Annotated in this window: 11 protein-coding genes; 1 reads left to right on the forward strand and 10 read right to left on the reverse strand. The window is 34.7% G+C overall.

Annotation, left to right across the window (positions count from 1 at the left end; all coding sequences use genetic code 11):
- Positions 1-47 precede the first annotated feature (47 nt).
- The 9 genes from E7Z77_RS04470 to E7Z77_RS04510 all read right to left on the reverse strand — a co-directional run bounded on the left by E7Z77_RS04470 (position 48) and on the right by E7Z77_RS04510 (position 9301).
- Positions 48-659 (reverse strand): ATP-binding cassette domain-containing protein, encoded by a 612-nt coding sequence (locus E7Z77_RS04470; protein WP_292750714.1) that lies wholly within the window; start codon positions 657-659, stop codon positions 48-50.
- Positions 649-1596: an ABC transporter ATP-binding protein gene (locus tag E7Z77_RS04475; RefSeq protein WP_292750716.1), complete on the reverse strand. Its 948-nt coding sequence runs from the start codon at positions 1594-1596 to the stop codon at positions 649-651. The genes E7Z77_RS04470 and E7Z77_RS04475 overlap by 11 nt, the downstream gene beginning before the upstream one ends.
- Before the next feature lie 12 nt (positions 1597-1608).
- Positions 1609-2463 (reverse strand): ABC transporter permease, encoded by an 855-nt coding sequence (locus E7Z77_RS04480; protein WP_292750718.1) that lies wholly within the window; start codon positions 2461-2463, stop codon positions 1609-1611.
- Positions 2453-3448 (reverse strand): ABC transporter permease, encoded by a 996-nt coding sequence (locus tag E7Z77_RS04485; protein WP_292750720.1) that lies wholly within the window; start codon positions 3446-3448, stop codon positions 2453-2455. The genes E7Z77_RS04480 and E7Z77_RS04485 overlap by 11 nt, the downstream gene beginning before the upstream one ends.
- Before the next feature lie 75 nt (positions 3449-3523).
- On the reverse strand, positions 3524-5128 hold the full coding sequence (locus tag E7Z77_RS04490; RefSeq protein WP_292750722.1) for an ABC transporter substrate-binding protein: 1605 nt from the start codon (positions 5126-5128) through the stop codon (positions 3524-3526).
- Between the two features lie 210 nt (positions 5129-5338).
- On the reverse strand, positions 5339-7870 hold the full coding sequence (locus E7Z77_RS04495; RefSeq protein ID WP_292750724.1) for a cation-translocating P-type ATPase: 2532 nt from the start codon (positions 7868-7870) through the stop codon (positions 5339-5341).
- Between the two features lie 18 nt (positions 7871-7888).
- Positions 7889-8263 carry a metalloregulator ArsR/SmtB family transcription factor gene (locus E7Z77_RS04500; protein WP_292750726.1) on the reverse strand — a complete coding sequence of 125 codons (375 nt, stop codon included), beginning with the start codon at positions 8261-8263 and terminating at the stop codon, positions 7889-7891.
- A gap of 105 nt (positions 8264-8368) precedes the next feature.
- The gene (locus E7Z77_RS04505) at positions 8369-8815 is read right to left on the reverse strand and encodes a hypothetical protein (RefSeq protein WP_292750729.1); all 447 of its coding nucleotides are present in this window, start codon (positions 8813-8815) and stop codon (positions 8369-8371) included.
- A gap of 21 nt (positions 8816-8836) precedes the next feature.
- Positions 8837-9301 carry a DUF2124 domain-containing protein gene (locus E7Z77_RS04510; protein ID WP_292750731.1) on the reverse strand — a complete coding sequence of 155 codons (465 nt, stop codon included), beginning with the start codon at positions 9299-9301 and terminating at the stop codon, positions 8837-8839.
- A 308-nt stretch (positions 9302-9609) separates the two neighbouring features.
- Here E7Z77_RS04510 and E7Z77_RS04515 point away from each other — a divergent pair, with 308 nt between their 5' ends.
- Positions 9610-9930 (forward strand): TfoX/Sxy family protein, encoded by a 321-nt coding sequence (locus tag E7Z77_RS04515; RefSeq protein WP_292750733.1) that lies wholly within the window; start codon positions 9610-9612, stop codon positions 9928-9930.
- Positions 9931-9971: 41 nt separating this feature from the next.
- Here E7Z77_RS04515 and E7Z77_RS04520 read toward each other — a convergent pair whose 3' ends face one another.
- Positions 9972-12230, reverse strand: a complete 2259-nt coding sequence (locus E7Z77_RS04520) for an ABC transporter permease (RefSeq protein ID WP_292750735.1) — start codon at positions 12228-12230, stop codon at positions 9972-9974.
- Between the last annotated feature and the right edge of the window lie 33 nt (positions 12231-12263).

Consider the following 12263-nt stretch of genomic DNA (forward strand, 5'->3'; position numbering starts at 1 on the left):
AAAAAAAGAAAAAAAATCTAAAATTAAATTATAGATTCAATTCAATTTTAGATATTATTTATTTCATTAAACTTTAAGATATCATCACACAATACATCTAACAGCTCTTCATCGTGGCTAACTGCCAATATCCCAATGTTATTTGCTTTTGCATGATTGATAAGTGCTTCCCAGATTTGTACTTGTGTTACAGCATCGAGCATAGTGGAAATCTCATCAGCTATGATAAATCTAGTTTTAGGATTGAGAGCCCTTAAAATGCTGAAACGTTGCAATTCTCCACCAGAAAGTTCACTAGGCCAACGTGTCAACCATGAATCCTTTAAACCAAAAGCATCTTTTAAATCTTTTGGAGGATTCCATGATTCATTTAATACTTTATTCATTTTCCATTTAGGATTCATAGTCTTTTCAGGATGTTGGAAAATTAATTGTACCGGATAAAAATCCTTATCAGGTATTTTTTTACCATCAATAGTCACTTCACCGGAATAATGTGAAATATGGCCGGACAATATTTTACATAATGTAGATTTTCCACTACCACTATCTCCTATTAAGCCAATGATTTGATTACTGTTAACAGATAATGAAATATCCTTTAATATTTGCCTTTTTTTATTATATGAAAAAGAAATATTATTTGCTTTAAGCTCCATCATTAGCCCCCTCAAAATTGAAACACCTAATCATTGCACCATCATGTTCAACTAACTCTGGTTTATTCTTTTCACATTTATCCAAACGTATTGGACAATTTTCCCAATAAGGACATCCTGGAACATCATCCAATGGCTGAACCCCTTCAGTTAGCTTAAAACCATTTCTTGGTAGTGAATTAATTAACGCTTTAGTATATGGGTGCAATACATCATCCGCATTTTTGAAGTTTTCGACATTATTAATTTCAATCACATAACCTGAATAAAATATTGCAATTCTATCTGCTGTTCTTAAAGCAACATCAATTTCGTGAGTAATAAGCAAAACACCTTTACCATTCTCTTTTAGATTTTTAATGTCAGTGATTGTTTCCTCAACACTTTTCTTATCAAGACCTGGTGTCGGTTCATCAGCAATCAATAATTTAGGATTGCCTATTAATGCTGTTGACAATAATACCTTTCTTGCCATTCCTCCGGACAATTCGAAAGGATATAAATCATCAACACTTTCATCCAATCCATATTTATCAAAAATTTCTCGTTGCTTTATTTTTTTCTCGGCATGTTCCTTTTCATCCTTACATTCACCAATTGCCTGTTCGGAAACTTTCATAAGAGGATCTAAAAAATTTACTGACTGGGGTATCAGACAGATTTCCTTACCTCTTAACTTTTCTTTCAAATCCTGGTCTAAAACGTTTCCTCCATATTTAATCTCACCGGTTACATGAGCATTGTAAGGCAAAATACCTAAGATTGAATGAGCTAAAAGACTTTTACCTGAACCGCTGGAACCTAAAATGGCAACGATTTCATTTTCATTAACATCTATTGTTAAATCAGATATTACTTTTAAATCATGCCTATTTAATCCTTGAACATATTGCGTAAAAGCTATTGACAAATTATTTACTTCTAACAAATTTCCCATAATATCACCAATCTAATTATTTGCTTGTGAAGGATCAACTAACCGTTTTAAATTATCTCCTATAATATCAAACAGCAATACAACAATCAATAATGCAAGGCCTGGGAAGAATGCTAACCACCATGCGCCCATCGCAAGGTAAGTCATTGATTCGGACAATATTATACCAATTGCTGGTTCGTGTGGTGATAGACCAAAACCTAAGAAAGTTACACTTGATTCATGCATGATTGCATGTGGGAATACAAGTAATGTTCCAACAAATATTTGAGATAATACTAAAGGCAGGATATGTTCCTTTGCAATCCATAATTTGTTTTTACCAAACCGTTTAGATAATGCAACATATTCAGATGTGTTAATTTGCAATACTTCAGCTCTAAGCACCCTTGTCAGATTCACCCAATGAGTGAATGCCACTGCCATCATTACTCCAAATGCGCCCTTACCTAATCCGATAGAAATCATCATGATTAACAAGATATGAGGTATTGATGCAAATAAGTCAATCAACCAGGATACAAATTCATCACAGAACTTATTTACACTAGCAAGAAACGCTAAAAGAGTGGCTATTATACTAGAAAGCACTGATGCAGCCAACCCAATCATGATACTTAAACTTAAACCTTCCAATGTCCTAATGAACATGTCACGACCCATCCAATCAGTACCAAAAGGATGCTCGAATGAAGGAGGTTTCATTTTTATTGCAAAATCAGTAGGCAAATTAGCATCAATCAGCCATCCGCTTATAAAAATGACCAGCAGAACCAATCCCGTTAGTCCAATAGTCAAAAGTGTTTTTTGCCTTAAATTTAAAGAACTAAACAATCCCCTATTATACCATGGAAGTTCACTCATCATCCTCACTCCTTAATCTTGGATCAACATATTGATAAATCAAATCAGCAAAAAAGTTCCCCATGAATACAAAAATTGCACTAATAATCACAATTCCCAATAATAATGGGACATCTGACCTTAATCCTGCAGCCACAGTTGCTTGACCGATTCCAGGATATGCAAATACTTGTTCAACAAGGATTGTTCCACCAAATAGCTCATTGAAAGATAAGAACTGAATTGTAATTGCCGGAAGTAAAATATTTCTTATTCCGTGATTTTTGATTATGCCCCAGAAACTTTCACCTCTGGCCTGTGCAAATAAGAAATAATCGCTTCTTTTTACACTGATAAGTTTATCTCTAGTATACATTGTAAGAGAAGCAATTCCTACAATACTTAAAGTTATTGCAGGCAATATTAACCGGTATAACCATTGCCAAAATGTTACCGTATCGGATAATTGTCCTATTGGAACTGAAAGACCAATAGGGAACCAACCTAAATACACGGAGAAAACCATTAAAAAGACTAATCCTATCCAAAAAGTAGGTGTAGACTGCAAAATGTAACAGTATGTTTTAATTGCCTTATCTGCAAAAGAGCCTTCCTTTGCACCAGCAATTACGCCCAAACCAAAACCTACAACTGCAGAAATCACCCAAGAAACTACCATAAGAGTTAATGAAGCTGTGAATTTTTGTACAATTACTTCAGTTACAGGAACCCTATAGATTAAAGAAAATCCCATACTTCCAGTTGCCAATGTTTGAAGCCAACCCATAACTCTTTCAGCCAAGGACAGATTTGTTCCCCAATATTCTCCTATGATGGCAACTTGTTCCTGACTGACAATTCTTTGTCCAAGATAAGCTTTTACAGGGTCAATTGGAGATAATTGTATCATTATAAAACTGATTGCAGCAATAACAATTAATAAAATTAGTAATCTAACAGCTTTAAATCCTAAAAACTTGGCTAATTTTTTATTGTTAATTTTAATCATCTCGTCTAACTTTGTTTTAAAAAAAAGAATAAAAGAATGATTTATAAATAATAAATCATCTCATATTTGAATTATTTATTTAGCAGTTTCATTAATACGTTTCCAATCATAGATATTACCCCAGATATCTCCACCGTGTGGGTAAATAAGGTGTGTGCCATTGGAAATGTCTAATGAATCACTTACAAAGTAAGTGTAATCTACAGTACCAACCCATAAGTATGGATAATTAGATACCGCTTTTTGAGCTGCTTGAGACCAAGTTGCATAGGAGCTGTTTAAATCTTGAGTCATTGCAGTATCGATTAATTTATCTACTTCAGTATCATTGAGACCTTCAGAGTTATCATAACCGACACAAGCCACTCTTGAATCATATTGGTGTTCGATTTCAAATGGGTCAGCTGAACCGAATCCCCAAACTACTCCTTGACTGTATTTATTAGGATCAATATCATCCCAGCTTCCGCCAACCGGAGTAATTTCAATACCAATTTCTTTAGCTTGTTCTGCAACAGCTACAGCAATAGCTTGTCTTTCGGTTGCTTTGGAATTATAATATACTGAGAATGCAGCTTTTGTACCGTTTTTCTCTACTATACCATCACCATCAGTATCATTCCAACCAGCATCGGAAAGAACTTTTTTAGCTTCATCAACTTGACCATCTTTGAATGGAGCTTCAAATGCCCAAGGTAATTGACCAGCTACACCAGTGTAGGAAACATTACCGTAACCATTAAATGCGCCATCTAATAAGGATTTTCTGTCAATACCTATGTTTAATGCTTCCCTAATAGCAGGATCTCCTGTTACATTGTTACCTATTGTAACATTATCTTCACTTGTTTTTCCTTCATCCATTTGTGTTGGTAATGATATTCCACGTACATCAATAGAATCGAAGTATTCTAAGTGGTATCCGTCTACAGTTTCGTTTGCATATGCAAGTTGTACTTCAGCAATATCTACATCACCGTTTTTAACTGCTGCAAATGCTGCATCCGGATCAAGGAATAAATTAGTTATTTTTTCAAAGTATGGTTCAGGACCATAGTAATCAGGATTTTTTTCTAGGATGAATTGTTGTCCTTTATCCCATTGAGCTAATTTATAAGGACCGGAACCGATAGGGTTTTGTCCATAGGAATCTTCATTATAACCAGCTTCAGGAACAATTCCAACATCAGTCAATTTGTTAATAAAAGTTGAATCGGATTTATTAAGGGTAAATACTACAGTATTTCCACTTGCGGTTGCATTAAGCATGGAACTTAAATCTGCTCCTTCACCTAATTCTTTAGCTTTGGTATATGAAAATGCAACGTCATTAGCAGTTAATTTAGAACCATCAGTGAAGTTAACATCATCACGAATAGTTACTGTATAAGTTTTATAATCGCTAGAAACAGTATAGTTTGTAGCCAAATCATTTACGAAATTATTGTCTTTATCTCTTTTGAGAATTGTACTTTGAATAAGTGGTTCTGTTCCAGAATCGTGATATCCCCAACCATGCATTGGGTCAAAACCGAATTCAGGTTCTTCACCGTGAGCAGCAACACAAGCGACCAATTCATTTGGAGCATGTTCTGTGCTTCCGCCTCCCATAGCAACTGCACCTATACCAATTATTGCAAGTATAGCTACAACTGCGCCTATAATATATTTTGTTTCCATTTTATTTTTCCCCAACATAAATTACATTTAATTAAAATCTAAAGTAATATCATAGATAGTATTACAAAATTATAAAAATTTAAGATTTGAGTAATACTTATTTTTATAAAGATATTACAATACAATATATATCCGTCACGAGTATATAAAAATTACGATTAAAATTAAAAAAAGTATTACTATGGAAAAATTAAAAAAAAAGAAGTGAAATTAGAATAGTGGATCTTTCACCATTCCAATTCTAAAGGAGTTCAAGATAACTAAAAGTGTCAAACCTAAGTCTCCAAAACCAACAGACATCATTAATGTAATAATTCCTAAAATTGCAAGCACTACACATAGTAGTTTCACTGCAATAGCTACAGTAATGTTCTGTTTAATTATTCCCATTGTTTTACGGCTTAAAGCAAATAGATATGGAAGTTTTGATATATCATCCTGCATCAATGCAACATCTGCAGTCTCAATAGCAACATCAGAACCTGCTGCACCCATTGCAATACCAATATTTGCACGTGCAAGTGCCGGTGCGTCGTTAATACCGTCACCAACCATTGCAACATCACCGAATTTGTTTCTGATTGTGTCCAATATATTCAATTTGTCTTCAGGCATTAGATTGGAATAAACATAATCAATTCCGATTTCATCAGCAACACTTTTTGCAGCAAACTTATTATCGCCTGTAAGCATTATTGTTTGCACGCCTTTCTCTTTTAAATCAGAAATGACTTGTGAAGCATTATCCCTGATTTTATCAGACACAGTAATCATGCCTAAAACTTTTTGTGAGTTTCCGACAAATATTAATGTCTTTCCTTCACTGGAATACTTATTTATGTCCTCTCTTGAAATTTCAAATGAACTTCCTTCAATTAAAGATTCGTTGGCGGCATAGAATTGCTCACCGTTAATGTTAGCAATGATTCCTTTACCCGGAACATTCCTAAAGTCATCAATATTATCGAAATGGATATTATTCTCATCTGCATAGTTAACAATTGCTTGTGCAATCGGGTGAGAAGAGTGGAATTCCAAAGATGCTGCGATTTTGACAATATCTTCTTTTGAATAATTTTCATCCAATACTTCAATACCGCTTAACTTTAATTTACCTTCTGTTAAAGTACCGGTTTTATCAAAGATTACCGCCTTAACATTTCTCATCTCTTCAACATAGGTACTTCCCTTAATAATGACCCCATTTCTAGTGGCTGAAGTAATGGCAGATACCATTCCAACAGGTGTTGAAATCAAAAATGCACAAGGACATGAAATTACCAGTAATGAAAGAGCCTTATAAACCCAATCGGTCAAGTTTTGAGAAAAGAATAATGGTGGAATTAATGCAACGCAGATAGCTCCAACCATCATGATTGGAGTATAATATTTGGCTACTTTTTCAACCAGGGTTTCAGTTTCAGACCTGTTGAGCTGTGATCTTTTGACTAAAGTAACTATCTTTGAGATAACTGAATCCTTAGCTGCTTTAGTTACCCTAATTTCCAGATATCCATCCTCATTGACAGTTCCTGAAAATACATCATCACCTACTTCTTTTAATACTGGAACACTTTCTCCAGTAATGGATGCCTGATTAACTGAAGAAGAACCCAAAACAACCTCACCATCCAAAGGTACTTTGTCACCAGGTTTTACAATAACAATGTCATCAATGTCTACTTCATCAACGTTTTTAATTTCCTCTTTGTCTCCAACTTTAACTCTTGCAGTGTCCGGAGCGATTTCGACCAATGATTTAATTGAACGTGTAGCCCTAAGTTCAGCATAGTCTTCTAAAAATTCTGCAATGTAGTAAAGGAAAGTTACTGCTGCACCTTCTTCAGGATGACCTATAATAAATGATGCAACACAAGCAATACACATTAACATTGCAGGACCAATAGTATGTCTGTTAACTAATGATTTATAAGCTAAAATAGCAATTTCATAACCTGCAATTATCGCACCAATCATATAAGTAACAGTTACAATTGTCGGGTCAAAGGACAACCATTCAAAAACATGTCCTAAAACAAATAATATTCCGCTCGCAACGATGATTTGAATAGGCCTATTAGCTATCAATGGTTTTCCTTCAGCTAACAGTTCCCCATCCCCATGCGCATGTTCATGTCCATGGTCATGTCCATGCTCGTCTTCATCTGCACAATCGGGACAAGCACAAAGGCTAAATTCAATATCATCATCATGGTCATGATGGTGATGATGCCCCTCATGAGAATGATCATGATCATGACAACCACAATCATCATCAGTACAAACATCCTCCTCATGAGAATGCTCATGATGGTCGTGATCATGATGGTCATGGTCATGATGATGCTCATGCTCATGATGGTCGTGATCATGATGATGCTCATGCTCATGATGGTCGTGATTATGATGGTCATGGTCATGATGATGCTCATGCTCATGATGGTCGTGATCATGATGGTCATGGTCATGATTGTGGTCATGGTCGTGATTATCATCTGCACAATCAGGACAAGCACAAAGATTAATATCAACATCTTCGCTGTAGTCTATTTCTTCCCTGTGGTCATATACGCTTAAATCGGTTTTTTCTTGATAATCTCTTAATAATTTTTTATTATAGTGTTCTGGATTTTCACAGTGAGTATCGTCACACTCTGGATCAAAACAGATATGATTATAATGTTCTGGATTGCGACAATTTTCATCTGCACAATCAGAATCATAACATCTATTTTCAACCATGTTATCACCTGATTAAACTTATTCTAATATATGTTCTAATCCTACTTTATAAATCATTTCAATATGAAGGTCTGTTAAGGAGTATCTTGCCATTTTACCCTCTTTTTGAAATTTGACAATATTATTTGAACGTAATATTCTCAATTGATTTGAAACAGTAGTTTGGTTTAAATCAAGAGCCTCACAAATATCACAAACACATAAATCATCTACTGCAAGTAGTGAAATAATTTTTAATCTTGTTGGGTTGCTAAAAATTTTAAAAAATTCGGACAAGTCCAAATATTGCTCTTCTGAAAGCATACGCTCTTTAACACGATTTACAGCATCCTCATGAGCATTGAATACTTCGCACATATCCTCATTTTTTCCATCAAGATTACTATCTTTCATTTCCATCACATATATTATCTACAAATAATATTATAATATATTTATGTATTTAAATGTTTTCATATCATGATGTTATGATATGTTATTTTAAAAAAATAAAAAGAGTTAACTGCCCTGAAGATCATATGTTTTCTGTCCAAGATAATCAACATGTTCTACTAAAAGTACGTCTTTAGGATACTTAACATCACCAATAGAACGATTTTCCAAGACTTTACAGTCTATAAACTCCTCAATATATGCATCGCATACATATATTGAAGGAATCTTACTGGCATCCCAGCCATTCATCACTACAAATGAATCATTAGCCACAAAGACTTGTTTGTCTCCCAAAGACTCCATCCAAGCAAGAGTTGCATTATCATATCCCTTGTAATACTCGGCAGTCTTAATATCCTTAATTAATTCTGATAATGGAAATGGTCCTTCTGAAGATACAGTAATCGATGTTTTATCTACATCACCAACCTCATCGAAGGAATAAACCAAAACTAATGATAAAATAGCTAAAAGTAAAATCACTATTGCAATAATACTTTTGTTATTCATTTCAAAAAACCTCTTTAAAGATTATTTTTTAACCACTCCGATTAATGTTCCGTCAATAACGCAGTCAAAATCGACTTTTTCAAGCCATCCCGCTTTGGTAAACATGTCCATGAAGCAAACACCCATAAGCTGACCGTCTTCCTTTAAGATTTCATTGACCAAATCTTTAATTTCCTCTGTATCGACATCATATTTCGGCATGGACAATCCTCCCAACAATACTACAACATCGGAGTCATGAGGGTCGGAAACCTCATCTTTAAGCACCATTGCATATGGTTTTGACTCAAATTCATGGCAATCAGAAATGTCCAGCAGGGGAATAAAATGAGTTTCTTTATCCCTGACTGAATATGCTAAAAACTCAGCGAATGGGGTGCAAACACCAGGAGATCCAACAAAAGTAATTTTTTCAGCATCCCCAACTTCCTTTTTAAATGTTACAAGTTGTCCGTTCAATCCTTTCCACTCATATACATCTTCCATGATATCACCTTAATTATAATTATGTAAACCATGTTTTAAACTTTTTGATTATATCTCAAATTGCATATCAAAATAGCTGTAAAGTTATCAACTGCTTATAAATGAAGTCAATATCAATTATTTTAAAAAAACTGCAGTGAGATGATGGATTTTCTCAAGCTTCAATTAAATTCATTTCCGGTTTGGCAATAATCAGATTATTGCTGTTTGTACCGGCCGGAACCATAAATTATCCCAATGCATGGCTGTTCATAGCATTATTATTTATTCTACAGTCAATAAATAAAATACATGAGAAGTGATTTAATATGGCATCAAGTAAAGAATATTTAGAATATATATTGGAGCAACTGTCAGACCTGGATGACATAACCTATAGGGCGATGATGGGTGAATACATCATTTATTACCGCGACAAGATTATCGGAGGCATTTACGATGACCGTTTCCTTATCAAACCTGTGAAAACAGCCATGAAAATGATGCCTGATGCTGATATGGAATTGCCCTATGAAGGTGCAAAGGAAATGCTGCTCGTTGATGATGTTGAAAACAGAGAGTTTCTAAAAGAATTGATTGAAGCAATGTATGAAGAGCTTCCTGCTCGAAAGAAAAGGAGAAAAGGATAAAAAAAGTTAGAAAATAATTTTAAATAGCGTTCACTATCACATTATTCAACATCCTTAAGCGCTTCAACCATGTTCAAATCCCTAATTTTATCTGAAAACAATAGATTAACACCAATTGATATTGTAAATGTTATGAATGCAGTCAAAAGGATATTGCCCCATGTTAAAGAAGGAACATAATACAAGGAGTCCCCTGCAGCATTCAACATCAAGGTCATGAAGTAAAAACCAAGAGGAATTCCTAAAACAAATCCTATGGAAGTGAAAATTATATTTTGTGTTAACAGCAATTTCCTTAAAAGATTTGTTTTAAACCCTAGAACCTTTAATGTTGCAACCTCCCTTTCCATCTCAGTAAATGATAAAATTTCCAAATTGTACAATACCAAAATGGCCAGAGCCACTGCCACAACTGTCACTACGTAAACCATCATCATTACTGCTTCCGTTATTTCATCCCAGCTTTTTTTCATTTTATCTATGGTTGAAACGGATTTGATTGAATCATAGTTTTCGCCGAATTCTTCCTTAGTCAGTATATTGGTTGGAGTGAAATTCAATCCCTGATCTTCTAAAGTGTCTGGAGACATTATCAAACCCTGTGAAATCGGTTCTGCATGAATCTGACCAATTTTTGAATTTACCCATTCATCACTACCAACAATGTGCCATTTTATCTTATCGCCAACACTCAAATTGAAAGTGTCTGCAAGTTTTCTGGAAATTGAAACATCTCCTTCTTCAATTTCAATCGGGTCCTTATTTCTGTCAGTATACGATATCAAATCCGTGTTGTTCGAAACTAACAGGCTTACCGTGTCTTCCATATCATTTGCCTTTATCTCGATTGATTGCTGCATAATATAGCTGCCGTTAGTTTCATCAATGATATGACTCAGCTCCATTGGAGTGGCATTATTTGAAAGCAGCAATTTTGATTCGAAATGGCAGATGTCATCATATTCCCAAGATTTTAATTCGTTCATACTATCATTCATACCGAATGCAGCAATCAGCAAGGCAACACACCCCATTACCCCAACGATAGCCATAATAGCTCTGAAGTTATTTCTTTTTGCATCCCTCCAGTTCCAACGGAAATTGAAGCTTAAATGATTCCATAATTTTGATTTTTCAATGAGTCCATTTGAGGAAATCTTTGGAGCCTTTGGCCTTAATGTATTTGCAGGATTTTCTTTTGAAATTCTCCTGCATGACAGATATGTAACAAAAACAGATGAAATAACCATCAATGCTGCAATATAGATAAAGCTCATGTCAAAGCCCGGATGCCAACTAGGCATGCTGTAACCTTTAGCCATTGTCGGATAAAACATTTGAGGAATTATCATAGGTCCTGTGATAACCCCTAAGACGGCTCCCGCCAGAACTGGCCAAAATGAATATGAAAGGTAATGGAGGATTATTGTTTTATCTTTAAATCCGACAGCCTTTAATATCCCTATTTGAGTACGCTGATGGGCAACAATCCTGTTCATTGTAGTCAAAAGAGTTAAGAATGTCACCAGAATAAACACAATCGGAAAAACATCCCCAATCATTTTGTGCTGCGCCATTTCATCTGCAAATTTGGCAACACTAAGATGGTCTTCTTTTTTGGTGAATGACAGGTAATCAATTGATTTATCCAATTCATCTTTAAATTCATTATCTGATTGATTATATTTGACCAGCAATCTGTTATAGTGCAAATCTCCAGGAAATGATTCAGCTGAAAGGTAAGCAAATCCTATTTGTGAAAAATCAGGATTTAAGGAAGAGGGAGACGCTTCATAGATATATTCCGGAGAATAACCTAAACCCCTAATTTTTTTATTGATCTTATGGCCTTCAAATTCGAATGTGATATTATCCCCAACGGAAAAATCCCTTTCATCGGCAAAACGTTTATCCAACCATACTCCAGATTCATCGTGAGGATTAAAGTCTTCACCCTCAACCGAATAAAACTTGGAAATCGTTCCATTCTCTACAAAATGCAATGTAATGTCCGGATCTCGATTTATATCTGCAACTGATTGAACAACTACCTGCCTATCTGATTGGTTTGAAAATTCGTTTATTTTATCAAGTGACAATTCATCAAAAGTCGTATTGTAAATCCAGCCATCAGCTAAATTGGTATCAGTGTAGAATCCATTCGAAGTTTGGTCCAATCCGTAATACTCCGCATATATTCCGCAGTATGCAAAAATACCTAAAAATGCCATTAGAAATATTGCAATAAACTGTGCCTTATTGATTTTTATATCTCTCAGCATTTTTTTAGATAATGACATGATAATATATTAGAAAAATGAAATATAAAAAAC

It is taken from the genome of Methanobrevibacter sp. (genome assembly GCF_015062985.1).
Lineage (GTDB): Archaea > Methanobacteriota > Methanobacteria > Methanobacteriales > Methanobacteriaceae > Methanocatella.

Coding starts and splice junctions, on each gene's coding strand:
- E7Z77_RS04480 (WP_292750718.1), bottom strand. CDS start 2,463: ATGATGAGTGAACTTCCATGGTATAATAGGGGATTGTTTAGTTCTTTA.
- E7Z77_RS04505 (WP_292750729.1), bottom strand. CDS start 8,815: ATGAATAACAAAAGTATTATTGCAATAGTGATTTTACTTTTAGCTATT.
- E7Z77_RS04490 (WP_292750722.1), bottom strand. CDS start 5,128: ATGGAAACAAAATATATTATAGGCGCAGTTGTAGCTATACTTGCAATA.
- E7Z77_RS04500 (WP_292750726.1), bottom strand. CDS start 8,263: ATGAAAGATAGTAATCTTGATGGAAAAAATGAGGATATGTGCGAAGTA.
- E7Z77_RS04475 (WP_292750716.1), bottom strand. CDS start 1,596: ATGGGAAATTTGTTAGAAGTAAATAATTTGTCAATAGCTTTTACGCAA.
- E7Z77_RS04485 (WP_292750720.1), bottom strand. CDS start 3,448: ATGATTAAAATTAACAATAAAAAATTAGCCAAGTTTTTAGGATTTAAA.
- E7Z77_RS04515 (WP_292750733.1), top strand. CDS start 9,610: ATGGCATCAAGTAAAGAATATTTAGAATATATATTGGAGCAACTGTCA.
- E7Z77_RS04520 (WP_292750735.1), bottom strand. CDS start 12,230: ATGTCATTATCTAAAAAAATGCTGAGAGATATAAAAATCAATAAGGCA.
- E7Z77_RS04495 (WP_292750724.1), bottom strand. CDS start 7,870: ATGGTTGAAAATAGATGTTATGATTCTGATTGTGCAGATGAAAATTGT.
- E7Z77_RS04470 (WP_292750714.1), bottom strand. CDS start 659: ATGGAGCTTAAAGCAAATAATATTTCTTTTTCATATAATAAAAAAAGG.
- E7Z77_RS04510 (WP_292750731.1), bottom strand. CDS start 9,301: ATGGAAGATGTATATGAGTGGAAAGGATTGAACGGACAACTTGTAACA.